At 66.1% G+C, this 25,471-nt stretch carries 25 protein-coding genes; 13 read left to right on the forward strand and 12 right to left on the reverse strand.

Translation table 11 applies throughout. The features are described 5' to 3' along the window. The first annotated feature begins 48 nt into the window (after positions 1-48). The 5 genes from C2R25_RS04285 to C2R25_RS04305 are packed head-to-tail and all read left to right on the forward strand — an operon-like array spanning position 49 to position 3,350. Positions 49-321, forward strand: coding sequence for a DUF3572 domain-containing protein (locus C2R25_RS04285; RefSeq protein ID WP_346770688.1), 273 nt, complete (start codon positions 49-51; stop codon positions 319-321). Continuing rightward, complete coding sequence (locus C2R25_RS04290; RefSeq protein WP_103728001.1) at positions 318-959, forward strand: hypothetical protein; 642 nt, start codon at positions 318-320, stop codon at positions 957-959. Before C2R25_RS04285 ends, C2R25_RS04290 begins: the two co-directional genes overlap by 4 nt. Beyond that, positions 952-1,416, forward strand: coding sequence for a RidA family protein (locus C2R25_RS04295; RefSeq protein WP_103728002.1), 465 nt, complete (start codon positions 952-954; stop codon positions 1,414-1,416). Before C2R25_RS04290 ends, C2R25_RS04295 begins: the two co-directional genes overlap by 8 nt. Further along, on the forward strand, positions 1,397-2,191 hold the full coding sequence (locus C2R25_RS04300; protein WP_103728003.1) for a glycerophosphodiester phosphodiesterase family protein: 795 nt from the start codon (positions 1,397-1,399) through the stop codon (positions 2,189-2,191). The genes C2R25_RS04295 and C2R25_RS04300 overlap by 20 nt, the downstream gene beginning before the upstream one ends. After that, positions 2,184-3,350 (forward strand): GNAT family N-acetyltransferase, encoded by a 1,167-nt coding sequence (locus tag C2R25_RS04305; protein WP_233203758.1) that lies wholly within the window; start codon positions 2,184-2,186, stop codon positions 3,348-3,350. The genes C2R25_RS04300 and C2R25_RS04305 overlap by 8 nt, the downstream gene beginning before the upstream one ends. Before the next feature lies 1 nt (position 3,351). Here C2R25_RS04305 and C2R25_RS04310 read toward each other — a convergent pair whose 3' ends face one another. Next, positions 3,352-3,690 carry a hypothetical protein gene (locus C2R25_RS04310; RefSeq protein ID WP_103728005.1) on the reverse strand — a complete coding sequence of 113 codons (339 nt, stop codon included), beginning with the start codon at positions 3,688-3,690 and terminating at the stop codon, positions 3,352-3,354. A 313-nt stretch (positions 3,691-4,003) separates the two neighbouring features. Here C2R25_RS04310 and dksA point away from each other — a divergent pair, with 313 nt between their 5' ends. The 5 genes from dksA to C2R25_RS04335 all read left to right on the forward strand — a co-directional run bounded on the left by dksA (position 4,004) and on the right by C2R25_RS04335 (position 7,240). Continuing rightward, entirely contained in the window at positions 4,004-4,462 is a 459-nt protein-coding gene (gene dksA / locus C2R25_RS04315; protein ID WP_103728006.1) for an RNA polymerase-binding protein DksA, read from the forward strand. Positions 4,463-4,623: 161 nt separating this feature from the next. Further along, complete coding sequence (locus C2R25_RS04320; RefSeq protein ID WP_103728007.1) at positions 4,624-4,995, forward strand: PilZ domain-containing protein; 372 nt, start codon at positions 4,624-4,626, stop codon at positions 4,993-4,995. Positions 4,996-5,059: 64 nt separating this feature from the next. Next, positions 5,060-6,544, forward strand: coding sequence for an ABC transporter substrate-binding protein (locus C2R25_RS04325; protein WP_103728008.1), 1,485 nt, complete (start codon positions 5,060-5,062; stop codon positions 6,542-6,544). A 69-nt stretch (positions 6,545-6,613) separates the two neighbouring features. Next, entirely contained in the window at positions 6,614-7,003 is a 390-nt protein-coding gene (locus C2R25_RS04330) for a DUF4112 domain-containing protein (RefSeq protein ID WP_103728009.1), read from the forward strand. 24 nt (positions 7,004-7,027) lie between these two features. Beyond that, a complete protein-coding gene (locus C2R25_RS04335) occupies positions 7,028-7,240 on the forward strand; it encodes a hypothetical protein (RefSeq protein ID WP_103728010.1) in 213 nt (70 codons plus the stop codon). Here the strand turns inward: C2R25_RS04335 and arfB are convergent, their stop codons facing one another. The 4 genes from arfB to pabB all read right to left on the reverse strand — a co-directional run bounded on the left by arfB (position 7,241) and on the right by pabB (position 11,405). Beyond that, positions 7,241-7,657, reverse strand: a complete 417-nt coding sequence (arfB, locus tag C2R25_RS04340) for an alternative ribosome rescue aminoacyl-tRNA hydrolase ArfB (protein ID WP_103728011.1) — start codon at positions 7,655-7,657, stop codon at positions 7,241-7,243. Next, positions 7,654-8,310: an RluA family pseudouridine synthase gene (locus tag C2R25_RS04345; protein ID WP_199183761.1), complete on the reverse strand. Its 657-nt coding sequence runs from the start codon at positions 8,308-8,310 to the stop codon at positions 7,654-7,656. Before C2R25_RS04345 ends, arfB begins: the two co-directional genes overlap by 4 nt. Positions 8,311-8,378: 68 nt before the next feature. Beyond that, positions 8,379-9,545, reverse strand: coding sequence for a pyridoxal phosphate-dependent aminotransferase (locus tag C2R25_RS04350; protein WP_103728012.1), 1,167 nt, complete (start codon positions 9,543-9,545; stop codon positions 8,379-8,381). A gap of 48 nt (positions 9,546-9,593) precedes the next feature. Beyond that, positions 9,594-11,405 carry an aminodeoxychorismate synthase component I gene (gene pabB / locus C2R25_RS04355; protein ID WP_103728013.1) on the reverse strand — a complete coding sequence of 604 codons (1,812 nt, stop codon included), beginning with the start codon at positions 11,403-11,405 and terminating at the stop codon, positions 9,594-9,596. Between the two features lie 262 nt (positions 11,406-11,667). On the opposite strand from pabB, the gene C2R25_RS04360 reads away from it, so the two are divergent. Next, positions 11,668-14,322, forward strand: coding sequence for a M1 family metallopeptidase (locus C2R25_RS04360; protein WP_233203759.1), 2,655 nt, complete (start codon positions 11,668-11,670; stop codon positions 14,320-14,322). 14 nt (positions 14,323-14,336) lie between these two features. Here the strand turns inward: C2R25_RS04360 and C2R25_RS04365 are convergent, their stop codons facing one another. The 5 genes from C2R25_RS04365 to C2R25_RS04385 form a co-directional block, all read right to left on the reverse strand. Continuing rightward, complete coding sequence (locus C2R25_RS04365) at positions 14,337-15,785, reverse strand: sensor histidine kinase KdpD (protein ID WP_103728014.1); 1,449 nt, start codon at positions 15,783-15,785, stop codon at positions 14,337-14,339. After that, the gene (locus tag C2R25_RS04370; protein ID WP_103728015.1) at positions 15,785-16,534 is read right to left on the reverse strand and encodes a response regulator; all 750 of its coding nucleotides are present in this window, start codon (positions 16,532-16,534) and stop codon (positions 15,785-15,787) included. The genes C2R25_RS04365 and C2R25_RS04370 overlap by 1 nt, the downstream gene beginning before the upstream one ends. A 32-nt stretch (positions 16,535-16,566) precedes the next feature. Further along, positions 16,567-17,226, reverse strand: coding sequence for an EF-hand domain-containing protein (locus C2R25_RS04375; RefSeq protein ID WP_103728016.1), 660 nt, complete (start codon positions 17,224-17,226; stop codon positions 16,567-16,569). 235 nt (positions 17,227-17,461) lie between these two features. Then, the gene (locus C2R25_RS04380; RefSeq protein WP_103728017.1) at positions 17,462-17,860 is read right to left on the reverse strand and encodes a cupin domain-containing protein; all 399 of its coding nucleotides are present in this window, start codon (positions 17,858-17,860) and stop codon (positions 17,462-17,464) included. Position 17,861: 1 nt separating this feature from the next. Continuing rightward, positions 17,862-19,682 (reverse strand): aminopeptidase P family protein, encoded by a 1,821-nt coding sequence (locus C2R25_RS04385; RefSeq protein ID WP_103728018.1) that lies wholly within the window; start codon positions 19,680-19,682, stop codon positions 17,862-17,864. Between the two features lie 174 nt (positions 19,683-19,856). On the opposite strand from C2R25_RS04385, the gene C2R25_RS04390 reads away from it, so the two are divergent. After that, entirely contained in the window at positions 19,857-21,935 is a 2,079-nt protein-coding gene (locus C2R25_RS04390; RefSeq protein ID WP_103728019.1) for a S9 family peptidase, read from the forward strand. Further along, a complete protein-coding gene (locus C2R25_RS04395) occupies positions 21,932-22,321 on the forward strand; it encodes a thioesterase family protein (protein ID WP_146049611.1) in 390 nt (129 codons plus the stop codon). The genes C2R25_RS04390 and C2R25_RS04395 overlap by 4 nt, the downstream gene beginning before the upstream one ends. Positions 22,322-22,354: 33 nt before the next feature. Here C2R25_RS04395 and ald read toward each other — a convergent pair whose 3' ends face one another. Both ald and C2R25_RS04405 read right to left on the reverse strand, forming a co-directional pair. Beyond that, the gene (ald, locus tag C2R25_RS04400; protein WP_103728020.1) at positions 22,355-23,467 is read right to left on the reverse strand and encodes an alanine dehydrogenase; all 1,113 of its coding nucleotides are present in this window, start codon (positions 23,465-23,467) and stop codon (positions 22,355-22,357) included. A gap of 100 nt (positions 23,468-23,567) precedes the next feature. Continuing rightward, a complete protein-coding gene (locus C2R25_RS04405; RefSeq protein ID WP_103728021.1) occupies positions 23,568-25,343 on the reverse strand; it encodes a cation:proton antiporter in 1,776 nt (591 codons plus the stop codon). Positions 25,344-25,471: the final 128 nt, after the last annotated feature.

Here is a 25,471-nt window from a genome sequence, read left to right on the forward strand (position 1 = left end):
CATCTGGGGTATTGAACCCCCGTCTATTCCACATGAGAGAGACTGACAATTCTTCGAGAGACGTCATCCCCATCGGATCCGCAGGCCCTGGCGCTCAGCGCCCTGGGCTGGGTGCTGGCGGAACAGAGCCGCGCCGATCGCTTCCTCTCGCTCACCGGGCTGACGCCCGATGAACTGCGCGCCTCGCTCATGGAGCGCGGCACGCTGACCGCCGTGCTGGACTTCCTGGCTTCGCACGAGCCGGACCTGCTGGCCGCAGCGGATGCGCTGGGCATCAAGCCCGAGGCTCTGGTGGCCGCGCGCGCAAGGCTCGGCGCATGACGCGGCCGCTGCTCATCACGGATTGCGACGAAGTGCTGCTGCACATGATAAAGCACTTCCGCGACTGGCTCTCCGAAGATGAGGGCGTGCAGTTCGACCTAGCAAACGGCGAGTTCTTCCGCTCGATGCGCCGGGTCGGCAGTGATGAGCCGCTCGAGCAGGCGGAGATGTGGCAGCTGCTCAACCGCTTTTTCGACACCCAGATGCACCGGCAGACGCCGATCGAAGGAGCCGTGGATGCGATTGCAGCCATTCGCGAGCATGCGGACGTTGTGGTGCTCACTAACCTGCTCGATTTTCGGCGCGAAGCTCGGGAAGCGCAACTCCTCGGCCACGGCATGCCCCTGCGGGTTTTCACCAATCAGGGGCCGAAAGGCCCCGCGCTTCAGGCAATCCTTGACGAATACAAGCCCAACCGGGCCGTGTTCATCGACGACCTGTCCCAGCATCATGGCTCGGTGTTCGAAGTCTCGCCGCATGTGCGGCGCCTACATCTCTGCGGCGAGCCCCAGATTGCCCCCAACATCGCGTGCGCCCTGCAACTGGGCCATGCCCACGCCCGTATAGACGACTGGAACAGCGCACTTCCCTGGCTGCTCGACAGCCTCATGCGCGAAGAAGAGGACGTTCATGAGTAAGATCGAAGCCCGCCTTGCCGAACTCGGCCTGACTTTGCCGCAAGCCGCCGCCCCGGTGGCGGCTTATGTGCCCGTGGTGGAGGCCGCAGGCCTTGCTCACGTGTCCGGCCAGTTGCCGTTCGTCGAAGGGCAGCTTGTTACCGGCCGCCTTGGCGAAGACGTTACGCTGGAGCAGGGCAATGAAGCGGCGCAGGCGTGCGGGCTTATGATCCTGGCGCAGCTCAAGGCTGCCCTTGGCTCGCTCGACCGGATCGAGCGGATCGTGAAGCTGGGCGGTTTCGTCAACTCGACGGGAGCCTTCACAGACCAGCCCAAGGTGATCAACGGCGCTTCGGAGCTGATGGTGGCGGTGTTCGGCGATGCCGGAAAGCACGCGCGCAGCGCCGTCGGCGTGCCTGTCCTGCCACTGGGTGCCGCGGCGGAAGTGGACGCCATCGTTGCCGTTCGCCCTGCTTGATCGCTGGCTTTCGCCCGCGCCCGATCCGCGCAAGGTCGTGTGGATCGGTGCGCAGGACTATGCGCACCGCGGCCTGCACGGGGCCGGGGTGCCAGAGAATTCCCGCGCGGCATTTGCACGCGCGATACAGGCGGGGCACGGGATCGAACTGGACGTGCAACGCTCCAGCGACGGCCAGCCGGTGGTGTTTCACGATGACGGGCTTGAGCGCCTGACCGCCGAAACCGGCCCGGTCGCCCGGAGAAGCGCCGCCCAGCTTGGAGCGTTCGCGCTTACCGGCAGCGCCGAGACGATCCCGACTTTGCGGCAGGTGCTTGCCCAAGTCGCCGGGCAGGTGCCCGTTCTCATCGAGATCAAGTCGGAGCGTGGCTCACGCGTCGCCGCGCTGTGCCTGGCGGTCCGCCGAGTCCTTGAAGGGTACATGGGACCCCACGCCGTGATGAGCTTCGACCCGCGCGTCTCGCGCTGGTACTGGCGCCACTCGCCGCACACGGTGCGCGGGCTGGTCGTTTCCGAAAGCGATGCCAGGGGCGTTTCGGGAGTAATCCGCCGCCATCTCGCCCTATGGCATTGCCGGCCCGATTTCCTTGCTTACGACGTGCGTGACCTGCCGAGCCGCTTCGCCGGTGCGCAACGTCGCCGTGGTGTGCCGGTCGCCACCTGGACGGTCCGCGATGCCGAGGACGATGCGGGGGTCGAAGCCTTCGCGGATGCCGCGATCTTCGAAGGCACCGTGGGGAAGGCAAGGACGGGAGCACCGGCCGACCGTGAATGACGGCAGCTTCACCGCCCGTGTCCTTGGCGCTGTCGGCGATCTGCCGGCGGCAGATTGGGATGCGCTGACCGATGGCGGCAATCCCTTCGTCAGCCATGCCTTCCTCAGCGCTCTGGAACGGTCGGGAAGCGTTGGCGGGCGCAGTGGCTGGACACCCCTGCCGATCGTCGTCGACAGTCCCGGCGGAGGACCGGTAGCCGCGCTGCCGGCTTACCTGAAGGACCATTCTCAGGGCGAGTATGTCTTCGATTATGCCTGGGCCGATGCATGGCACCGGGCGGGTGGGTCGTACTATCCCAAACTGCAGATCGCGGTTCCCTTCACTCCCGCTACCGGCCCGCGCGTGCTGACGCAGGACCCAGAACTTGCCGTTCCCCTGCTGCGTGCGGCCGAGACGCTCTGCCGGGACAACGGTCTTTCCTCCGCTCACGCCACTTTCATCGAGCCTGCACAAGTGCCGATCTTCGAGCGGGCGGGATGGCTCCTGCGCGACGATATCCAGTTCCATTGGGAGAACCGCGGCTACGCCAGCTTTGACGATTTCCTCGGCGTCCTTTCTTCCCGCAAGCGCAAGGACCTGCGCAAGGAACGCGCCAGGGCGCAGGAGGACGTGGAGATTCGCGCGCTGATTGGCACGGAGATCCGCGAGGAACATTGGGACGCCTTCTGGGAATTCTATCAGGACACGGGCGCGCGCAAGTGGGGCCGGCCCTATCTTACCCGCCAGGCGTTCAGCCTCCTGGGGGAGGCGATGGCGGACCGCATGCTGATGGTCCTCGCCTTCAGCGCGGGCGAGGCGGTGGCGGGCGCTTTGAACTTCATTGGGCGGGATGCGCTCTACGGCCGCTACTGGGGCGCCCGGATCGACAAGCCCTTCCTGCACTTCGAACTGTGCTATTATCAGGCCATCGATGCGGCCATTCGTCTGGGGCTGAATCGCGTGGAAGCGGGGGCCCAGGGCGGGCATAAGCTTGCCCGGGGCTACGAGCCGGTACGCACCGTCTCCGCGCACTACATCGTGCACGATGGGCTGCGCGCTGCCATAGCCGATTACCTCGCGCAGGAGCGCGCGGGCATCGCGCTGGATCAGATATGGCTCGACGGCAGGACGCCTTTTCGCAAGGCGGAGGCGCCTGCGCCCGGACCGGCCGACCGCTAGGTCAGGCGGCGCATCGGATCGTCGCGCCGAGCCACTGCCGGGCCCGGCGCTGCGCTTCGGCGATCTCGCGAGCGGTCATGTCCTCCGCCACTTGCGCGCGGCACGACGCGGCGTCCTCATGCCCGCCTACGGCCGCAAGATTGAACCACTTGTGCGCTTCGATGAAATCGCAGGCGAGGGCGGGGCTGCCGGTGGAGTACGCGACACCGAGGTCAAAATAGCCGGAGGCGTCGCCTGCCGCTGCCGCGGCCAGCGCTTGCGCGATGATCATGTCGGCCGTGTCCAGGTCCTGCCCAGTTGCGCATGTAGCCAGCCGCCCGTCTATCTTCGTTGCTTCCATTCCATTTCTCCCCCGGCTGCGACCTCGTCCCGGAACGGGGGACAGGAAGTCCGTTTGCGTTCTGCAGATGAAACTGCGTCGCGCGGGTCAAGATATGGTTAATGCCGTTAGCTGACCTGAACGTGGTCGTATTAACTTCAAGTCACCACTGCTGTGCTCAGGCAAGTTTCTTGCCTCTCCCTCGCTTAACCGCTTGTGCGCAAGGTGACGTCGACTTATAGGCGCGGCACAACCCGCGGATCGTTACGGTTATCGGAAAAATCCGGGACTGCAGGGCGTTGGCGATCCGAGGAGGCACTGCGGAGTTCTCTGGATGGCAACGGCCCTAGCTGACGAAATTGATGTACTCGCAAAGGCGAAACGCGCAATTGGCGGCGCCTATATTTCCGAACCTAACGAAGAATACATGAACGAGGCGCAGCAGGAGTATTTCCGTAAGCTGCTGCTTGCGTGGAAGCGCTCCATCCTCGACGCCTCTGCAGGAACCCTGCAGCAGTTGCAGGACGGGCCTCTGCGCGAACCTGACCTGAACGACCGTGCCTCCAGCGAGACGGACTGGGGCATCGAACTTCGTACGCGTGACCGTCAGCGCAAGCTGATCGCCAAGATCGATTCGGCCCTGCGCCGCATCGAGGAAGGCGAGTACGGGTACTGCGAAGTGACCGGCGAACCGATCGGCCTGGGCCGTCTCGAAGCTCGCCCGATCGCAACCATGACGGTTGAGGCGCAGGAAGCGCATGAGCGCCGCGAGAAGGTGTCTCGGGACGACTGAACCGGCGGAAGTTTAAGGGGCGCGCGGCTTCGCCTTTGCTCGAAGCCGTCGCGTTAACCCTTTATTCGCCAATGTTCGCTAGAAATCCTGGCCCAGGCACGGTAATTTGCCTGCATCGGCGGCACATGGAGGTGCTGCCCTGAACGCCCGGACCAAAGCGCATGAACGAAGCTGAAAATCGGCAGATCGCACGGGACAGCCTGTTTTTGCTGGCTGATCTGCGTGTCGAGGGTATCGAGGGCGAGTTCCGTATCAAGGTCCGGAATCTCTCGGCGGGAGGCATGATGGGCGAGGGTAACGTGCGCGTCGCGCGCGGAACCGTCGTGCGAGTCAACATCCGCAATATCGGCTGGGTCGAGGGCACTGTGGCCTGGGTGCAGGACAATCGCTTCGGCGTGGCGTTCCGCGACGACATCGATCCGCGCCTGGCACGTGAGCCCATCGCCCGTACGCCGGAATCCTCCCTGGATTACTACATGCGCATCTCTACGCCCGAGCCCACCACAGACAAATCGGCTCTGCGCAAGATCTGAGGATCTGCAACCAAAAGGTTGTGGTTTCATTTGCGAGACAGATGAAATCGACTAGTCCCTAGCCATGGTGTTCAAGCGCCCCGTCTACCGGGTCCTGGCTGTCATGGCCGGTCTCATGCTCGCGTCCTGCAGCGGCTCCGACAATTCCGCCTTTGGCGTGGCGGTTCTCGGCGAGGAAAGGGGCGTGCTATCCGGCGATGACCTGTCATCGACTGGAGGGCTGCTGGTCCACGCCTCCACCGTCGAAGGGCTGGTGGCATTCGACGACGCAGGCCGCGTCATCCCGGCTCTGGCGGACCGCTGGATCGTGACGGACGACGGCCAGAGCTATATCTTCCGGCTGCGCGACGGCACCTGGGCCAACGGTGAGCCAATCACGGCCGAAAGCGCACGGCGCGCCTTCCGTGCCGCCCTGCAGGCGGTCAAGGGAACGCCTTTGGCGATGGACCTTGCCGGTCTGGACGATGTACGTGCCACCGCCGGGCGCGTGATCGAGATCCGGCTTGCCCGGCCCATGCCTTACCTGCTCCAGCTGCTTGCCCAGCCGGAGCTGGGCCTGCGCCACAAGGGGGAAGGCACCGGGCCAATGATCGCTGCGCGCGCGGGTGACCGGACGCTGCTGACCGCCATTGATCCTGTACAACTGGGCATGCCGGCGATCGACCGCTGGGCGGAGCGCACCCGACGCATCGAGCTGCGCCGCTTGCGCGGAGAGGATGCAGTTGCCGCGTTCAACGAGGGCAGTGTCGATCTCGTACTGGGTGGACGGATTGAGGATTTCCTTCTGACCCGCTCCGTCGGCATCCTGCGCGGCACTATCCAGCTTGACCCCGTGATCGGCCTGTTCGGGCTGCGGGTGATGAACGAGCAGGGCTTCCTTTCGCAAGCCGCCAATCGGGAAGCGCTGGCCATGACGGTCGACCGGGACGCCCTCATCGCGCCCTTCGGGGTTGGCGGCTGGGTGCCGACCACGCGCATCGTGTCGCCGAGCCTGGACGGTGACCTTGGCACCATCGGGGAGCGGTGGTCAGGACAGACCATCGAGGAACGCCGGGCCGTGGCCGCGGCCCGTGTGCGCGACTGGATCGCGAGCAATGGCGCCGAAGCCAGCCGCCCGCGCCTGACGATCTGGCTTCCGGACGGAGGCGGATCGTCGGTGCTGTTCGAGCGCCTCTCCAGCAATTTCGCGGCGATCGGCGTTGGCCTCGACAGAGCGGAGGCGCAGGAAGGGGCTGATCTGCTCCTCATCGACGATGTGGCACGCTACCCCCGCGCGGCCTGGTTCCTGAACCGCCTGTCCTGCCGGGCGCGACGGGGAATCTGCTCTCCCGAGGCCGATGCGCGCGTGGCCGATGCTGCCGTCGCCGTCTCCTCGGCGGAACGCGCCGCGATGCTGACCGAAGCGGAAGCAGAGCTCGCGGGCGCGAATGTCTTCATACCGTTCGGCACGCCCATCCGCTGGTCGCTGGTTCGCGGCACCGTGTCCGGCTTCTCTCCCAACCAGTGGGGCTGGCATCCCTTGATGCCGCTCGCCTGGCTCCCCAAGTAGAAGATGCGGCGCCGAGCCGCGTCAAGAAAAGGCCTGAGAGTGGCGATAGGACCGCAGCCTGCCCGGCGCATGGAGCATGAACTTCCGATAGGGAACGACCCGGCATCGGTGCGGCGTCGTATCGAGATGCTTGAGCGGGTGCTGGAGCGGGCGTTTACCGTGCCGGGCATCCGCCGGCAGGTAGGGCTCGACGCGGTCGTGGGCCTCGTGCCCGTGGCGGGCGACCTGATTGCCGCGGCACTGGGCCTCTACCTGGTTTGGGAGGCGCGCAATCTGGGCATGTCGAAGTGGCAACTGGCACGCATGAGCGCCAATGTCGGGTTCGACAGTCTGGTGGGCGCTATACCGATCGCGGGCGATCTGTTCGACTTCGTGTTCCGGTCCAACAGCCGCAACTTAAAGATCATCCGCAAGCATCTGGACAAGCATCACCCGCATACCCGGGTCATCGACGCCTGATCGCGACTGGGCTACGGCAGGATCATGAGACCAGTCAGCCTTGCCCTTCCCCTGCTTGCCCTGCCCTTGCTTGCACTGGGAGCCTGTTCGCAGTCGGACACGGCGCCCGGCCCCGGCGGCGTCACGGTCGGAGAAGCCCGCGCACTCGACGAGGCGGCGGCTATCCTCGATGCACGCCGGCCGCCGACAGAAGATGCCACGCTTTCTGCCCCCACGCCGGCGGAGGCGGCGGACTGATCAGTCGAAGCTGACTTTGCCGCGGCCGGCCTTGACGGAGCCGCGCAGCTTCTTGCCCTTGAGCCGCTGCTCCTTGCCGACACGGTTGAGACGGCTCTTGGCTCGCTTTTCCGGAAGCTTGTGCGCCTCCACCAGAAGCTCTGCCAGCCGTTCGCGCGCGTCCGCCCGGTTGGCTTCCTGAGTCCGGAAGCGGCGGGCGGTGAGAATCAGCTCGCCGCGCGCCGTCATGCGGCTTCCGGCCAATTCCCTGACCCGGGCGAAGACCGGCGGCACCAGACGCAGAGCGTAGATATCGACACGGAGCTGCACGGCCGTGGCCACCTTGTTGACGTTCTGCCCGCCCGGCCCGGTGGAGGCGATGAAGCTCTCGCTCGCGAGAGCCTGGGCGCGCTCCACTATGTCATCGACCGCAGTCATTCATCCGTGAAGCCAAGGGCGCGGAAATCGGCAGGCATCGGGCTGACGGCGACGATCGGAGGCTTTTCGCCGCCGCGCGGAACGGTCAGACCTGCCGCATGAAGCATCGTGCGGCCGGCTCCGCTCCTGGACCCGTAGACGGGATCGCCCAGGAGCGGAAAGCCCAGCCCGGAGGCGGCGTGCACGCGGATCTGATGTGTCCGGCCCGTCTCGGGGCGGAACTCCACCAGCGTCAGTCCGCCGCGCGCGTCCAGCTTTCGCCAGTGCGTGACGGCCGGCTTGCCCTTGCGCGCAGGGATCATGCGCCAGCCGTCCTTTGCCGTGCTGACTTTGGAGAGGTTTAGGGCGATCGTGCCCTCCTCCTCGTTCAGTTCACCTGCGACGATGCCGAGGTAGCGCTTCTCGACCGTGCGCTCCTCGAAAGCGGCGGCGAAGCGCTTGAGCGCCTTTGGGTTGCGGGCCAGAAGGAGGCATCCGGACGTGTCGCGGTCAAGGCGATGGACGGGGAAAGGCTGACGTTGGAAGCCGAGCTTCAGCTCGTCCAGCCGATCTTCGAGGCTTGGTCCACCGGCGCGCGGCTGATCGAGCGGCAGGCCGGCGGGCTTGTCGATGACGAGCGCTTCGCCGTCTTCGAAGAGAATTTCGAGTTCCATGATTCTTTCTTTCGTTGCCCCCTTCGGGAGCCGGTCGCGGCACCGTCGACGCGATGCCGCCGGGAATATCAGGCCACGGCCCCGGCGATCCGCCGGCAGGCCTCGACAAGCCGCGCCTCGTCCGCCGCGAAGCTGATGCGAAAGCCGTCCCGGCCGCAGAACGCCGAGGCGGGGACGACCGCGACGCCATGGTCGAGGAGGTGAAGCGCCAGCTTCGTATCGTCTTCGAACCGCTCCATCAGGGGCGTGGCATCGACCATGCAGTAGAAGGCGCCGTCCGGAGAGGGCGTGGAAAGGCCGGGTATGGCGTTGATCGATGAAACGACGAGGTCGCGCCGGGCGCGGAAACGCTCGCACCAGTCCACGAGGAAGTCCTGCGGACCTTCGAAGGCGGCGACCGCGGCGGCCTGGCTGATCGAGCAGGGATTGCCTGACGAGTGCGACTGCAGCCGTTCCATTGCGGTGATGAGCCATTCCGGCCCCGCCGCGACTCCGATGCGAAAGCCGGTCATTGCGTGGCTCTTGGAGACACCGGAGATAGTCAGGATGCGATCGGCAAGATCCGGGCACAGGTTGGCCAGCGTCGCGTGGGCGCCGCCGGTATAATTGATCGGGGCGTAGATGTCGTCCGACAGGATCATGACGCGCGGGTGGTGCCGCAGCACTTCGCCAATGCCCAGCAAGGTTTCCGCCGGCAGGCAGGCCCCTGTCGGATTGCCGGGGCTGTTGAGCATGAGCCACAGCGTGCGCGGACCGATCTGCGCTTCGAGATCGGCCGGCGTGAACCGGTAGGAATCCTTCGCGTGAGTGCGCAGCGGAACCACCTTGCCACCGGCGAAGCGCACGATTTCAGGATAGCTGACCCACCAGGGGGAGGGCACGATCACTTCGTCCCCCTCGCTGACGGTGGCCGCCATTGCGTGGAAGATCGCCTGCTTGCCGCCGGCGCTGACGGTGACCTGCGAAGGCGACACCGCAATGCCGAGGTCCCGGCCGAAGTGCAGCGCGGCAGCCTGCTTGAGGCGCGAGGTGCCACCCACCGGCGTGTAGCGCGTCTCCCCCCTGTCCAGTGCAGCCTTGGCGGCTTCGAGGACATGCGGCGGGGTCGCGAAATCCGGTTCCCCAACCGACAGCGAGATGATGTCCCGCCCCGCTTCGCGAAGCTGCGTGGCGCGATCGGTCATCGCGGTGGTCTGCGATGGAGCGATGCGGGAGAGAGCGATTGAGATGTGCATCGCCGGGAGTCTTAGATCAGGATCGTTGAAAATGCGAGATCGGCCACTTTAGTCGAGCAGACGCGCAGGCGACAGGCCGCGCAAGGCATTGCCGATGAGGAAACCGGCGCTCAGATCGTCCAGCGTGAGGTTCGCTTCCTCGGCGCGGCCGCTGTCCAGCAGCGACCGCCGAAGGATGCCCGGCAGCAGGCCAAGTGCGGCAGGAGGAGTCAGCAGCTTGCCGCCTCGCTCGACGAAGATGCTGGTGAAGCAGCCTTCGGTGACGAGGCCATCGTCCCGCAGCATGATGGCCTCGTCGGCACCGTTGGCGCGCGCGACTTCGAGACCCTTTTCGTAGAAGCCGCGGTCGGTCGTCTTGTGGCGCAGCCGCCAGTCGCCGCTGTCGACCGGCAGGCGCAGGGCCGCGACGATGGCGGGGACAGGCAGAGCGGGGGGAAGGGCGGCCAGTTCCAGCGAGAACGCGCCGCTGCGGCCGACCACGAGCCGCAGCCTGGAGGCAGCGTCCGCATCGAAGCACAGCGCCTGGATGGCATTGCGCACGCCATGACGGTCGAAGCCGAAGCCCAGCGCGGCCGCGCTTGCGGCGATTCGCTCCAGATGCAGTTCCAGCAGCGCGATGCCGTCCTCTGGCGTGAATCGCATCGTCTCGATCAGATCGAAGCTGGCGGGCGATGCGGCCACAGAGGCCGCTGCTCCGGCAACCCGCACTTCCGACTCTCGCACGAAACCCCCTTTGACCAGACACTCCCGCCATTCGGGAAGCGCTTGCGAATCCGCGACTACGGCCGATCCAACCCCTAGGACCGCGCGGCCGCTGCAATCGAGACGCAAGGTGCGAATTGCCACATTGAAGGCGGCATCGCCAGAGGGTTCGAGATAACCGATGCTGCCGCAGTAGGCTTCGCGCGGTGCGCTCTCCACCTGCGCGATCAGTTCCATCGCGCGGATCTTGGGCGCGCCGGTGATGGATCCGCAGGGAAAAAGTGCGCGAAGGAGGTCGACGGCACCATGATCCTGCGGAAGCCGGGCATGGACGGTGGAGACCATCTGGTGCACCGTCGGATAGCTCTCGACGGCAAAGGGCGCTTCCACGCGTACGCTTCCCGGGACCGCAAGGCGCGAGAGATCGTTGCGCATGAGGTCAAGGATCATCAGGTTCTCGGCCCGGTCTTTCACACTGGCGGCAAGGTCGGCACGCAGCGCGGCATCCTCAGCCTCGTTGCGCCCCCGCGGACGTGTGCCCTTCATCGGGCGAACCTCGACATCGCGGCCGTGGAGGGTGAAGAACAGTTCCGGGGAGAAACTGAGATGCCATCGGGCGCCGTCGTGGATGACGGCGCCATAGCCGGCGGCGGCGCGAGGACGCAGCGCGGCATAAAGCGCAAGAGGGTCGCCGCTCCAAGGCCCTTCGAGCGGGAATGTGAGGTTGGCCTGGTAGATGTCTCCCGCTTCGATCGCATCACGAATGGCCGCAAACTGCCGCGCATACTCGCCGGTGCTCACCTGAGGCTCGAGCGGGCCTATGGCGGGCGGGGTTGGGCGGGCGGTGGCGCGAAGCCAATGGGGCACCTCCGGCGCGTGTATCGTCTCGTAGCCGTCGAAAGCGCCGAACCACAGCAGCGGACGGCCGGTCTCGACGAGCAGGGGGGCAAGCCGTGGTTCCAGCGCGAGTCCCGCTTCGTACGTCATGTACCCCGCCAGATGCAGGCCCGCTTTCGAGAGCGCCTGAAGACGCTCCAGCGCCGGCAGAACCTCGCTGGCGCGCATCGCCACGACGGTTTCGCGCAAGGCCCGGTACAGCCGCGCATCGACCGCGCCCTCGGAACGGGCGTCATCAAGAAGGACGAAAGGGTGGACCATGGTAGGCGCGGCCCTTAGCCGCAGTCATGGCGGCTGGCAAAACTCCTCTGCAGCGCCTTGTGCGCCAGATGCGCCCCATGTTGCAATCGGGGGCGATGCCCGTACACCCTGGTAGAACAAGCAAACGAGACACCGGGATGAGCGAGGAATGCCTTCGGCTGCGCGGAACCCCTCCGGCACGAGCCGGGGCGAGTGCCTGCGCCCCCCACGCCGGCTACGCTAACGGGCCGTCAACTCATTGCAGCGGGGGCTGGATGCGCGGGTGAGGGGAAAGGCAGGCCGACGTGGATGGGCGCCTTTTGCGGCGCTGTTTGCAGCCGTTCTGGCCCTGTTAGGCGGGGCGTCCCACACGCGGGCCGATACCCTTCCGCTGGGGCGGCTGGATGATGCCGCCGTGCCCACTGCTTATCGCCTTGACCTTACGGTTGATCCGTCGCGCCCGCGCTTCTCCGGCCATGTCGAGATCGACGTCGTCCTAGCCCGCGAAACGGCTTCCCTCTATCTCCACGGGCGGGGACTTCGGGTCAGCCGCCTGACGGCCCATAGGACGGGGGAAGCGGTGGAGGGCCGCTGGGTGCAGCTTGATCCGGTGGGCCTTGCCAGGGCTGAGTTCGCCCGGGCTCTTGGGCCGGGCGCGGTGACGCTGGCCTTCGATTACGACGCACCCTTCGCGGACGAACCGGCGGGCCTGTTCCGCGTGCAGGTGGACGGGGCATGGTATGCGTGGAGCCAGTTCCAGGCTGTCGATGCGCGTGCGGCCTTTCCCGGCTTCGACCAGCCGGGGTTCAAGACGCCCTTCACGCTCACCCTCCGTACGCCCGACGGCATCACCGCAATCGGGAATGCGCCTGAGCAGGGAGAGCCGACACGCGAGGGCGGGCTGCTCGTCCATCGCTTTGCGCCGACAGTGCCGCTGCCCACGTACCTCGTGGCCGTGATGGCAGGACCTTTCGTCTCCGCCAGCGGTGAGGTGCCGCCGCGGGCGCGGCACCCGGATGCCCTTCCGCTGCGGATCGTTTCCACCGCACCGAACCGGAACCGCCTGTCCTTCGCGCTGGAGGGCTCAAGGGCGATCACGGCTCTGCTGGAGGACTACTTCGGCGAAGCCTTTCCCTTCGCGAAGATGGACCAGGTGACGACGCCAATTCACTCCGGCGCGATGGAGAACGCGGGGGCGGCGCTTTACCGGGACGATCTTCTGGTGCTCGACAACGAAGCGCCGGTCGCGCAGCAGCGCGCATTCGGCCGCGTCGTGGCGCATGAACTGGGACACCAGTGGTTCGGGAACCTCGTCACTCCCGAGTGGTGGGACGACCTCTGGCTGAATGAAAGCTTCGCCAACTGGATCGGCTACCGCATCGCGGACGCCTGGCGGCCGGATCTGGGGATCGCGGGAGACGCGCTCGCGGCGGGGTATGAGGCGATGGAGACCGATTCGCTGATCGCGGGCAGGCCGGTTCGCCAGCCGATCGACGACAGCCGCCGCATCAAGACGGCTTTCGACGCCATGACGTACGGCAAGGGCGGGCACGTCGTGGGCATGGTGGCCGCGTGGCTGGGAGAGGACAGGTTCCGTGAAGGCGTGCGCCATTACCTCGCGGCGCATCGCGGCGGAACTGCGACGAGCGAGGATTTCTTCTTCGCTCTCGCCGAAGTGGCAGGCAACCCGAAGCTCGTTCCCGCCCTGCGCAGCTTCGTCGAACAGCAGGGGGTGCCTCTGCTCGCCCTGCGGCGGGACCGGCAGCGCGTGACGGTGACGCAGCTGCCCTATACCACTGCAGGTGTGGCGCCGCCGGAGACGCTCTGGACGATACCGCTCTGCCTCCGGCGCGGCGCCGTGCGCCGGTGTTTCATCCTGGACCAGCGTACGCAAACCTTCGAGCTTCCGGGAGAGGGCGAGGTGTTCCCGAACGCCGGGGGGACGGGCTACTACCGTTTCGAACTTACCGCAGGGCACTGGAAGAGCCTCATTGCGACGGCTGATGGCCTGCCCGGAGGCGAGGCGCTGGCGCTGGTGGATTCGCTCTATGCATCGATCCGTGCAGGCCGGGGCACCATTAACGAAATGGCGGCATTGCAGCGAAAGCTTATCCGCCATGACGACCCTCATGCAGCGGATGCTCCCGACAAGGCGATGTCGCGTCTGGTGCGGGAGAACATCGTGGGTGCGCAGGGGCGGCGGGGGTTCCGTCAACTGCGGGACCGGCTCTATGGCCCTTCCCTGAAGGAGTATGGCTTCGATCCGCGCTTCGGCGTCTACGCGCGCGAGCCAGCCTCCCGGGCGCAGCGGCGGGTGCAGGTGGTCAACGCGCTTGTCGGCGCACGCGGGGGACGCGCCTTGCGCCGTTTGCTCGAAGACGCGGCGGTGGCTTACCTGGCGGGAGACCGCGCCGCGCTGGATCCGACCTGGTTCGATCACGCTTTCGACCTCTACCTCTACGAACGGGACGCTGAGGCGGTGAGAAAGCTCCTCGATCAGGCGCTTGCCTCGGAAGACCCGGTGTTCCGTCCCGCTGCACTGGCGGCGGTGGCGAGGACGGGCTTTCCGAAAATGGCGGCCTGGCTGCTGGAGCTGAAGGATCCGCGCCTGCGCGAAGGCGAACGGCGCGACATCCTGGATGGCGTCATGGCCCGCAGCGCCAGTCGCGAATATGGGTACGACTGGGCTTTGCGGAATGTGAAGCCGCTGTTGGACGCGGCGGATGCGCAAGCGTTTTCGACTCGTCTTCCCCAGATGCTGGGGCGGTTCTGCTCGGTCCCGTGGGCCGAAAGGATCGCCCGGGACTTCGGCCCGGCCTTCGCGGGGACGCCCGGTGTACTGGAACTGGAGCGCGCAGTGGAGCGCGTTCGCAACTGCGGCCTTCTGGACGACATGATGGGCAGCCGCATCGACGAGGAGTTCGCCGCCCTGCGCTAAATCAAGGAGGCGCTTCAGGCCAGCGGCAGTTCCAGCCTTACCGTCAGCCCCTCGACCTCTCCGGCGGGCGAGAGGCGGTTGGCCAGCACCAGCGCACCGCCGTGCTGGTCCGCGATGGCACGTGCGAGGGCGAGGCCCAGCCCGGCCCCGCCGGTGGCCTTGTTGCGGGAGGGATCGCCGCGTGTGAACGGGTTCGTCATCGCGTCGATCTCGTCGTCTGGGATGCCGGGCCCGTCATCGTCGATGCGGATCACCGCGCGCTCGCCGTGCCGCTCAAGCTGCACGCGCGCCTGGCTTCCATAGCGGATGGCATTGTCGATGAGGTTGCGCAGCGCACGACGCAGCCAGGTGGGCCGCAACTCCAGCACGATCCGCTGCGTGTCGGCCAGTTCCACCGGCTCACCCATGTCCTCGTACTCCTCCACCACGGAAGCGACGAGGGCGGAGAGTTCCGTGCGTTCGCGCGGATCGCTCGGGCGTCCGACCCGGGCGAGCGAGAGGATGTCGTCCAGCGTGCGCACGATGTCCTCGATCGTGTGCGCCATCCGCCCGCGCTCTGCGTCGTCCTCCACCGATTCGATGCGCACGCGCAGGGCTGCCAGCGGTGTCTTCAGATCATGACCGATGGCGCCGAGCATCACGTCCTTCTCGTCAAGCATCGCGACGATCCGCGCTTCCATGGCGTTGTGTGCGACGATGAGGCGTTGCATGTCTTCGGGGCCGGCCGGCGCCAGCTGCCCGGCGGAACCGGGCGCTACGGCGAATTGCTCCACCCGGCGGGTGAGCGCCGCAAGCGGGCGCGTCATCCGCCGCAGGATCAGGGCGACCGCGCCAACCAGGACCAGGTAGATGATCAGGGTCTGGATCACCAGCGTGCGGATCATCCCTCCAAAAGCTTCAGGGCTGCGGACGCGGGCGATCATCCAGTTGGCCTTGCCGGGCTGCTTGACTCCGACGACAAGAAGGTGCCCCGCCATGATCTCGTCCGCCTCGGACGGAGAGATGCGGCCGTTCTGCGCACGCATCTCGATATGGGCGCGGGAAAAAGCGTCTCGTCCGACCACGCGGTGGGCCGCAACGATCTGGGATGCGGGAAAGTCCTGTTCGGCAAAGATGCGCTCAAGCCGCTTGGCGATGTCCGCATCCTGCGTCTCGCCTGGGCGCAAGGGGGAGTGGGCGCTGAACTCCAGCGGAAATCCCCTGAGCGGTGGGCCGGCGAAAGGCGTACGGTCTCGGTCGCCTCCTTCGCGAAGCATCCGGCCAAGCGCTCCTCGGCCGCGCGTCTCGGCGATCAGCCGGAAGGCGACGGAGTTCGTCATCCCGGACTGATAGCCCTCCCGCTGCGCGCGATAGACGAGCAGCGCGCCCAGGCCCTGCACGAGCAGAAGAGCGGCGGCGACCGCCAGCAACATCTGCCCCATCAGGCTGCGCGGCTGCAGCGACGACACGCCTGGAAGCCGCATCAGTCTTCGAGAGCGACGCGGCGAACGTCTGCCGCGAGCATGTAGCCTCCGCCCCACACCGTCTGGATGATCTGAGGATTGCGGCTGTCGACCTCGATCTTGCGTCGAAGGCGGCTGACCTGGTTGTCCACGGCGCGGTCGAACAAATGGGCCTCGCGTCCCTGTACCATGTCGAGCAGCCGATCGCGGTTCAGAACCTGTCGGGGATGTTCGAGAAAGGCCATGAGGAGCCGGAATTCAACGGAGGAGATAGCCACTACCGCGCCTTCGGGATCGATCAGGCGCCGCTTCAGCGGGTCGAGGCGCCATTCCTCGAACTCGAACGCCTCGTTCTCGACGGGCGGGGTGGCGCTCCGCGCGGCCCGCCGCAGCACACTGCGGATGCGGGCTACCAGTTCACGCGGCTCGAACGGCTTCACGACGTAATCGTCGGCCCCGATCTCGAGGCCGACGATACGGTCGGTGGCTTCGCCGCGCGCGGTCAGGAAGATCACCGGGATCTCCTGCGCCTCTACCAGGTGGCGGCAGAACGACAGGCCGTCCTCCCCGGGCATCATGATGTCGAGGAGGACCAGATCGAACCCGTCCTGTGCATCGCGAAGGCGGGTGCGCGCTTCGGCAGCGCTGGAAGCCTGGACGACCGTGAACCCCTGGCGGACCAGATAGTCGGCCAAGGGTTCACGAAGTGAAGATTCGTCATCGACCAGCAGCAGCCTGGCCGCTGCGGGGGAGGGCGCGGTGTCGTTCATTGAAGCTATCCTGTACTCGCCGCGCCTTCCTGTCAGTTGACCGCCTTCTTGTCAGCCCTCTTCGCCTGCCATTCGGCCCGCATCTTCTCGCGGTGTGCCTGACGCTCTTCCTTGGTGACATTGCCGTCGCGATTTGCGTCCTGGGCATCGAAGCGCTGCAGGGCGGCGGCGGTGAATTCCGCCTGTGACAGGGCGCCGTCCTTGTTGGTGTCGGCCTGCTGCATCATCGTCATGCCGCCGCGCATACCGCCGGAACCATGATGGCCGCGCTTGTGCTTGCCGCCATGGTGCGGGGCCTGGCCCGCCTGGTTCTGCGGCGTGGGGCGGGTCATGCCGGACGCTGGCCGGTCGCCACGATCACGCGAGCGCTCGGCGGTGAATTCGGTCTGCGAGATCGAGCCGTCGTCGTTGGTATCGAGGCGATCGAACGCCCGTTCGCGGCCCTGCTGGCGGGCAAGTTCACGGTCCGCCTTGTCCAGCTTGCCGTCCTTGTTAGCGTCGAACTTCGCGAACATCTGCGCCGCAGCGGCCTGTGCCTCAGCGCGGGAGGTGACGCCGTCACCGTTGGCGTCCATGGTAGGTCGCTCCATGCGCGGCTTCTCCGCAGGGGTTTGTGCCTGGGCGCCAGCGACGCCGCCGATGGTCAGAGCCGCAGCCGAAAGGCCGAGCATCAAAGTCTTCATCCTGGTCATCTGTCTTTTCCCGTAATCAAAAAAGGGCGAGAGACGCAGGACCTAAGGAGGAGGGAAGAACTGTCCTGCGGCTCTCTTGTGGTCTTTCTAAACGCACCTTGTCGCGCAGTTGTGCCGGGAGACGCGTTTATTGTCGTCAATTGTCACAGTTGGCGCCGGTCATTCATCCCGACGTAAGCGGCGCAAGCCGTTGCCCAAGGCAGATTTCAGCGGGAGGAGAAAGGACGAAGCTGCGTCACCGTGGCAGGTGCCGGGTGCCCCGGCCAGCGGTGACGAAAAGGGCGCTGGCCCGGCCAAGTATGTTCGCGGTGTGCCAGACACCGGCAGGATTGATGAGGTACTGTCCAGCGCCCAGTGTTTCGGCGTGGATGGCGCCGTCGGGACGCTCCTGTATCACCGTCATCTCGCCCGAGATGCACACGATGAGTTCATCGCCGTGCGGGTGCATCTCCCAGGTATCCCAGTCGGACGAGAAGTCGAAGAGGCTGACGAGACGTCCCTCGCCACCGTCGGCGGCGGTGCGCTTCGCATAGGCCTCGTACCAGTCCGCGGCCACGAAGGGCGGCTGGGCCTCGACCCGGCCGCCGAGGCCCAGGTGGACCGGGCAAGTACGAAGGTCGCGCTCGCCCGTCATGTCACACCGGTGCGCACTGCGCCTCAAGCCAGGCCCTGGCCGCGCCGTCGAGCTGCGGGCCGACGATCTCCAGCACGCGGGCGTGGTAGGCGTTCCACCATGCCACTTCGGCGCGCGTCAGCAGCGTGGTGTCGAGCAGGCGGCGCTCGATCGGGGCGTGGGTTAGGGTTTCGAAGCCGTAGTAGGCGCCCTCAGCTCCCTCGATCACCCGTTCCTCGACGAGGACGAGGTTCTCGATGCGGATGCCGTACTCCCCGGTCTTGTAGTAGCCGGGCTCGTTCGAGAGGAACATGCCAGGCAGCAGCGGCTGGTCCGTGCCGGCCTGTCCGCCTGCGGGCTTGCCGATGCGCTGCGGGCCTTCGTGGACCGAAAGGAAGCTGCCGACGCCGTGCCCGGTGCCGTGCGCGTAATCGAGGCCGGCCTGCCACAGGGCGGCACGGGCGAGGATGTCGAGCTGGCTGCCTATCGTGCCGGCCGGGAACACGGCGGTCGCAAGCGCGATGTGCCCTTTCAGCACGCGCGTGAAGCGGTCCTTCACTTCGGCCGGCGGTTCGCCGGGGCCGACCCAGACGGTGCGCGTGATGTCGGTCGTGCCATCGGGATACTGGCCGCCCGAATCGACGAGGTATACCGAGTTCGGCTCCAGCGTCCGGTTCGTCTCGTCAGACACGCGGTAGTGGACGACGGCACCGTTCGGGCCTGCGCCCGAGATCGTGTCGAACGAGAGGTCGCGCAGGTCACCCGCTTCCTGGCGGCACGCCTGCAGCTTGTCAGCGGCGGACATTTCCGTGACGGTGCCGTTCGGCGCTTCCACCGAAAGCCAGTGAAGGAAGCGTGAGACAGCGGCGCCGTCCCGCGACTGGGCCGCGCGATGACCGGCCTGCTCGACCGGGTTCTTCACCGCCTTGGGGAGCACGGTAGGGTCGCGTTCCTCGACGATCGAGGCACCGGCCCGAGCCAGTTCCTTGAAGATGGCGTCCACGGCACGTTCCGGATCCACGGCCACACGCTTCCCGGCGAGTTCGCGCAGACCTTCGACGAAGGCGGCGCGTTCGCGGATGGTGACTGCGTTTCCGAGGTGGCGGCGCAGTTCATCGGTGACCTTCTCGCCCGCGATGAACAGGTCGGCGGTGCCATCCGCCCGCGCGATCACGTACGACAGCGCGACCGGGGTGCGCTCCACATCGGTGCCGCGGATGTTGAGCAGCCAGGCAATCGAATCGAGGGCGGTGATGACTGTGGCCTCAAGCCCGCGAGAGGTGAGCCACGCGGAAACCGCCGCGCGTTTGGTCTGGCTGCTCTCGCCCGTGAAGGCATCGGGGTGAACCATCGCCGGGGCTGCCGAATGCGAGGGCTGGTCGTGCCAGACGGCGTCGATCGGATTGCCCTCTACGGCAAGGAGCGCGCCGCCCCTGGAAGCCAGCGCCTGTTCCACGGCCTGCACCCACTTGGAGCCGTGCAGCCAGGCATCGTACCCGATGCGGGCGCCCTCCGGCGCATGCTCGGCGAGCCAGGCGGCGACGCTGGTAGCCGGTACGTTCGCGTATGCGTAACGGGTGCCGTCCACCTGGTCGCGGACTTGCAGGGTATAGCGTCCGTCGACGAGCATGGCCGCGGCAGGAGACAGCGTCGAGTCCGTCAGCACGACGGCCGTGCCGGCCGAGCCGTTGAAGCCAGTCAGCCATTCAAGCCGCTGGGCATAGTGACCGACGTATTCGCTCATGTGCTCATCGGAGATGGGGATCACGAATCCATCGAGGCCGCGCGCGGCAAGTTCCTTGCGCAGGGCATCCAGACGGGCTTCATGGGTATTCATCAACATGTCATCAGGTATCCGGCTTTCGGGGCAACCGTTGCAGCATAGGCCCAGTCGCACAGAAGGGAAAGCGAGGGGTTCTCCGCCCGTTATCAGGGGTGGGGCCAGTGGCGGCGCAGGGGCTCGCCCGGAGGCAGGATTTTTTTCGCACGCCTTCAACTCGGCCGCGACAGACTCTAGATGGTTGGCATGGCAGACCTCATCCAGACCCTGATCGGTCCTCCGCGCGCGGCGAAGAAGCCGCATTCCTTCACCCGCCACGGCATCACAGTCAGCGACGACTACGCCTGGCTGCGCGATCCGGGCTATCCCGAGGTGAAGGACAAGGAGGTGCTGGAACACCTCGAGGCCGAGAACCGCTGGTTCGAATCCCGCATGGACCAGCACAAGGGCCGGATCGACGCCTTGTTCAAGGAGATGCGCGCGCGCATCAAGGAAGCGGACAGCTCGGTTCCCCAGAAGGACGGTGACTGGCTCTACTGGATCGAGTTCGAGGACGGCGCCGAATACAAGAAGTGGTGGCGTCGCCCGGTTGCGGGTGGCCCGGATGAACTGATCCTCGACGAAGTGGCGCTTGCGCAGGGCAAGGAATACTTCCGCCTCGGGGCCATCTCGACGAGTGCCAACGGCAAGCTGCTGGCCTATGCCTACGACGACAACGGGTCCGAACGCTTCACCGCGCGCATCAAGAACCTGGAGACCGGCGAACTGCTGCCCGACGAGATCCCGGGAACACTGTCCGCGCTGGTCTGGGTCGCGCAGGACAGGGGCCTGGTCTACTCGCTCGCCAACGAGCAGTGGCGCACGGACAACGCGCGCCTGCACTGGCTGGGTGAGCCGATCGAGAAGGACGTCGAGCTTTACCACGAGGACGACGAGGGCTTCCGCGTCGGTTCGTCGCTTTCCTCGAACGAAAAGTGGCTGCTGATCGGCTCCAGCGACCATGAAACAAGCGAGTGCCGCATGGTCCCGGCGGACGACCCGCTGGGTAAGCAGATCCTGGTGAAGCCCCGCGCCAAGGGCGTGGAGTACGATGTGGATGAGCGCGAGGGCGTGCTCTACATCCACACCAACGACACGCACGAGAACTTCCGCCTGGCCACCGCGCCGCTGGAGAGCCCGGGGGAGTGGACTACGCTGATCGAGGGCACCGACGCCTTCTATCTCACCGGCGTCGATCTGTTCCGCGACTTTTACGTGATCGAGGGCCGCCGTGCCGGGCTCGACCAGATCGAGGTGCGCTACTACGACGATCCCGCGCGCGTGGAGCGGATCACGTTTCCGGAGGCCAGCTACTCGGCGGGGCTTTCCAACAACCCCGAGTGGCACATGACGACGCTGCGCCTGTCGTACGAATCGATGGTCGCGCCCTCTTCGGTGCTCGACTACGACGTGGCGACGCGCAGCCTGACGACCCTGAAGGTTCAGGAAATCCCCTCCGGCTACGATGCCTCGCTCTATGCTACGGAACGACTGGAGATCACCGCGCGCGACGGCACTGCGATTCCGGTCTCGGTCGTTTACCGCAAGGACCGGACGGGCGCGGGGCCGCTCCACCTCTATGGGTATGGCGCCTATGGCATCAGCATCGATCCGGGCTTCTCGACCTCGCGCCTCAGCCTCGTCGATCGGGGCTTCGCCTACGCCATTGCGCATATCCGCGGCGGCGACGATCTCGGGCGCGCCTGGTACAAGGCGGGCAAGCTCGAGCGCCGGACCAACACCTTCAATGACTTCGTCGACGTGGCCCGGGGGCTGATCGATCGCGGATTCACTGCTCCGGGCAGGATCAGCATTTCCGGAGGATCGGCGGGCGGCGAACTGATGGGCGCGGTCATCAACTCGGATCCCGACCTGTTCGGCGCTGTGGTGGCGCACGTGCCCTTCGTCGACGTGCTCAACACGATGCTGGATGACAGCTTGCCCCTCACGCCGGGCGAATGGCCTGAGTGGGGCAATCCGATAGAGGACAAGGCCGCGTTCGAACTCATCCGGAGCTACAGCCCCTATGACCAGGTGAAGGCGCAGGCCTATCCGCCGCTCATGGTCACGGCGGGCCTGAACGATCCGCGCGTGACGTACTGGGAGCCGGCGAAATGGGTCGCGAAGCTGCGTGAGCTGAAGACGGACGGCAACGAGCTGATCCTCAAGACCAACATGGGCGCGGGCCACGGCGGCAAGTCGGGCCGGTTCGAGAGCCTGAAGGAAACGGCGGAGGAGTTCGCCTTCATTCTCTGGCAGCTGGGTGTGGAGGATTGACCTTCCGGCTCACCTTTACGGCGCAGCCGCAGGACATCGATGTCATGGGGCACGTCAACAACGCCGTCTGGGTGCAATGGATGGAAGCGATGGCCACCGCGCATTGGGAGGCCGTCGCTTCGCCCGAGCATCAGGCGAAGTATGCCTGGGTCGTGACCCGCCACGAGATCGACTATCGCGGGAACATCCGCGAGGGGGAGAGCGTGACGGGCGAGACCTTCATCCCCGAAGGCCCCAGCGGCGCGCGGTTCGACCGACGTGTCGATTTCCGCAACGCTGACGGCAAGGTAATCGTTGCCGCACGCACGACCTGGGCGATGATCGACATCGCCACCGGCCGCCTGATGCGGGTGCCTGCCGAAGTGGCGGCACCCTTCATCGCCTGAGCCGGAGAGCCCGGCTCAGGCGGGAAGCGGAGCTCAGATAACGGCGCTCACCGGCACATGATCGTAGCCGAGTTCGCGGGCGACGGCTTCATACGTCACCTTTCCGGCATGGACGTTGAGGCCGTTGGCCAGGTGCGGGTCAGCCTTCAGGGCAGCCTTCCAGCCCTTGTTCGCGATCTCCAGCGCGTGCGGCAGCGTCACGTTGTTGAGAGCGTAAGTGCTGGTCCGGGCGACGGCGCCGGGCATGTTGGCCACGCAGTAGTGGACGATGCCGTCGACGGTGTAGGTCGGGTTCTCGTGCGTGGTGGCGCGACTGGTCTCGAAGCAGCCGCCCTGGTCGATGGCGACGTCCACCAGGACCGCGCCCGGCTTCATGCAGGACAGCATCTCGCGCGTGACGAGCTTGGGCGCCGCCGCGCCGGGCACCAGCACGGCGCCGATCACCAGCTCTGCCTCGCACAGCATCTGGCGAATGTTGCTGCTGTTCGCGAAGCGCGTCTTGGCGCGGCTTTCGAAGTGGATGCCAAGGCGCTCCAGAACCTCGGGGCTGCGATCGAGGATCGTCACGTCGGCGCCGAGGCCTACGGCCATCTGCGCCGCGTTGAACCCCACGACGCCGCCGCCAAGGACCATGACGCGCGCGGGAAGCACGCCCGGGACGCCGCCCAGCAGGACGCCGCGGCCGCCGTTGGCTTTTTCAAGGGCCGTCGCGCCCGCCTGGATCGACATGCGACCCGCCACCTGGCTCATCGGCTTGAGCAGGGGGAGCGAACCGCCCGGACCGGTAACCGTCTCGTAGGCAATCGCGGTGACGCCGGAGGCCACGAGATCGGCCGTCTGCTCCGGATCGGGAGCGAGGTGGAGATAGGTGTAGAGAATCTGGCCTTCGCGCAGCATGGCGCGTTCGCCGGCCTGCGGCTCCTTGACCTTCACCACCATCTCGCACTCGGCGAAGATTTCGGCTGCCGTAGCGACGATCTTCGCTCCGGCGTCGGCGTAGTCGGCGTCGGTGGCACCGATGCCAAGGCCGGCGCCAGCCTCGACCCAGACTTCGTGGCCGTTTGCGACAAGCTCGCGGGCGCTCTCGGGCGTCAGTCCGACCCGATACTCATGGTTCTTGATTTCCTTGACGGTGCCGACGCGCATCGCATCTCTCCTGGCCTAATCTGATCGTCTAAAATAGACACCAAGCGCGGAAAGTTTCAACTGATTGTAAGGACTGTGCGCAGGGCTGCATCTTTCATCCTCAGTCCTCCTCCTTTTTTCGGCGTGAGCGCCGGCGGGGCTGCGTGATGATGTGTTCACGCGCCGCCTCGATGTCGCCCGTCTCGTACTGCAGGGTCAGGCGTTCCTTGTCGCTCTTGCGATAGATCTTCTCCGCACGGTCGATATCGGCCAATCCCATATCGAGGCCCTTCAGCGCCCGGCGCGCAAGGACGACGGCCGATTCCAGAACCTCGCGCGAGAGGGAGGCGAGCGGCGCATCCTTGAGGCGAACGAGTGCGCGGCGATCAAATACGCGGGCATGGATCTGCGCATCCGGAAACGCCTGATGCACAGCCTGGAGAAAGGCCTCGGTCAGTTGGTCGCCATCGATGCAGAAGACGATCAGTTCCGCGTCTGCCGCGCCGGCCTGACGCAGAAGATCGATGCGGGTGCCGTCACCGAACCATACCTGCGCACCGAAACTGCGGGCAACGTCGATCATTTCGATGTCCGTGTCGATGAGCGTCACCTCGATGTCCGCGGCGATCAGCATCTGGGCCACGGTCTGCCCGAAGCGGCCGTAGCCCACGATGATCGCCTTGGCGCCGTCCGCGTCCGGGCCGTCGCGCACTTCTTTCCTGCCCTCCGGCCGCTCCCGGATGCCGCGCGTCGCCATCATCAGGAAGGGTGTCGTCACCATGGAAAGCGTGACGATCGCACTGAACAGGCTGGTCGCCTCGGCGCTGATCAGCATGGCCGTGCTGGCCTGTGCGAACAGCACGAAGGCAAACTCACCACCCTGGCTGAGCAGGAGTCCAAGAGCCAGCGCGCTGCGCCACTCCATGCGGAAGGCGAGTCCCAGGAGAAAGATGATGCCGCTTTTGACAGCGATCAGGGCCAGAGCCATGGCGACCACGAAAAGCGGGCGCTCGGCGATGGCTGACAGGTCAAGCAGCATGCCCACCGACATGAAGAAGAGGCCCAGCAGGATCGCGCGGAACGGTTCGACGTCCGCTTCGAGTTCATGGCGGTAGGGCGAATCCGCCAGCATGACCCCGGCGATGAAGGCGCCCAGTGCCGTCGAGAGGCCGAGCGCCTGCATCAGCGCGCCCGAAGCCATCACGGTGAACAGGGCAGCGAAGACGAACATCTCGCGCTCGTCCAGGTTGCCGATCAGGCGGAACACCGGGCGGATGACGAAGCGGCCGGCAAGGATCAGGCCGATGATCGCGGCTATGGTCTCCAGCCCCAGCAGCCATCCCGGCGGACCCTCGGGTAGCGCGGGGTTGCGGTTCATGGCGGCGATAATCGTGATCAGGGGGATGATCGACAGGTCCTGGAACAGCAGGACGGCAAAGGACCGTTCACCGAAAGGCGTGTGAAGGCGCCCTGCGCTCTGAAGCATGGGGAGGACCTGTGCGGTCGACGAAAGGCCGAGCGGCAGGCCCAGCGCCAGTGACGCTTCGGGGCTGAAACCCGTGAACACATAGATGACGCCGCTGATCGCCAGCCCGCAAAGCACGACCTGGAGCAGGCCGAGGCCGAAGATTTCATGGCGCATCCGCCAGAGCCGCCCCGGCGCGAGTTCAAGGCCGACGATGAACAGAAGCAAGGTGATGCCCAGTTCCGCGAAGCCCATCTTGCTTTCGGGATCACCGACCAGGTTCAGGACGTAGGGGCCAAGGACGGCACCCGTGGCAAGGAAGCCCAGCGTCGCGCCGAGGCCGAGGCGCCGGAAAAGCAGAACAAAGCCGAGCGCCGTTCCGAGGAGAAGGAACCCGTCCCGAAGAAGGAATGCTTGAGCGTGTTCTTCCATCGAAGCCTTTTTCAGTTCAGCAGGAGCAAGGTGCCCTTCCTAGAGGGACAAGGTCATGACACCAACAGGCAACAGCAGCGACCGGCGGCAGCGTTGCAGCCGTGGCGTTGCCCCAACGGCGCAGTCAG

The sequence above is a fragment of the Novosphingobium sp. HII-3 genome, from assembly GCF_002916655.1.
Lineage (GTDB): Bacteria > Pseudomonadota > Alphaproteobacteria > Sphingomonadales > Sphingomonadaceae > Novosphingobium > Novosphingobium panipatense.

Coding starts and splice junctions, on each gene's coding strand:
- C2R25_RS04290 (WP_103728001.1), top strand. CDS start 318: ATGACGCGGCCGCTGCTCATCACGGATTGCGACGAAGTGCTGCTGCAC.
- C2R25_RS04295 (WP_103728002.1), top strand. CDS start 952: ATGAGTAAGATCGAAGCCCGCCTTGCCGAACTCGGCCTGACTTTGCCG.
- C2R25_RS04310 (WP_103728005.1), bottom strand. CDS start 3,690: ATGGAAGCAACGAAGATAGACGGGCGGCTGGCTACATGCGCAACTGGG.
- dksA (WP_103728006.1), top strand. CDS start 4,004: ATGGCAACGGCCCTAGCTGACGAAATTGATGTACTCGCAAAGGCGAAA.
- C2R25_RS04320 (WP_103728007.1), top strand. CDS start 4,624: ATGAACGAAGCTGAAAATCGGCAGATCGCACGGGACAGCCTGTTTTTG.
- C2R25_RS04325 (WP_103728008.1), top strand. CDS start 5,060: ATGGTGTTCAAGCGCCCCGTCTACCGGGTCCTGGCTGTCATGGCCGGT.
- C2R25_RS04330 (WP_103728009.1), top strand. CDS start 6,614: ATGGAGCATGAACTTCCGATAGGGAACGACCCGGCATCGGTGCGGCGT.
- C2R25_RS04335 (WP_103728010.1), top strand. CDS start 7,028: ATGAGACCAGTCAGCCTTGCCCTTCCCCTGCTTGCCCTGCCCTTGCTT.
- arfB (WP_103728011.1), bottom strand. CDS start 7,657: ATGACTGCGGTCGATGACATAGTGGAGCGCGCCCAGGCTCTCGCGAGC.
- C2R25_RS04345 (WP_199183761.1), bottom strand. CDS start 8,310: ATGGAACTCGAAATTCTCTTCGAAGACGGCGAAGCGCTCGTCATCGAC.
- C2R25_RS04350 (WP_103728012.1), bottom strand. CDS start 9,545: ATGCACATCTCAATCGCTCTCTCCCGCATCGCTCCATCGCAGACCACC.
- pabB (WP_103728013.1), bottom strand. CDS start 11,405: ATGGTCCACCCTTTCGTCCTTCTTGATGACGCCCGTTCCGAGGGCGCG.
- C2R25_RS04365 (WP_103728014.1), bottom strand. CDS start 15,785: ATGCGGCTTCCAGGCGTGTCGTCGCTGCAGCCGCGCAGCCTGATGGGG.
- C2R25_RS04370 (WP_103728015.1), bottom strand. CDS start 16,534: ATGAACGACACCGCGCCCTCCCCCGCAGCGGCCAGGCTGCTGCTGGTC.
- C2R25_RS04375 (WP_103728016.1), bottom strand. CDS start 17,226: ATGACCAGGATGAAGACTTTGATGCTCGGCCTTTCGGCTGCGGCTCTG.
- C2R25_RS04380 (WP_103728017.1), bottom strand. CDS start 17,860: ATGACGGGCGAGCGCGACCTTCGTACTTGCCCGGTCCACCTGGGCCTC.
- C2R25_RS04385 (WP_103728018.1), bottom strand. CDS start 19,682: ATGTTGATGAATACCCATGAAGCCCGTCTGGATGCCCTGCGCAAGGAA.
- C2R25_RS04390 (WP_103728019.1), top strand. CDS start 19,857: ATGGTTGGCATGGCAGACCTCATCCAGACCCTGATCGGTCCTCCGCGC.
- ald (WP_103728020.1), bottom strand. CDS start 23,467: ATGCGCGTCGGCACCGTCAAGGAAATCAAGAACCATGAGTATCGGGTC.
- C2R25_RS04405 (WP_103728021.1), bottom strand. CDS start 25,343: ATGGAAGAACACGCTCAAGCATTCCTTCTTCGGGACGGGTTCCTTCTC.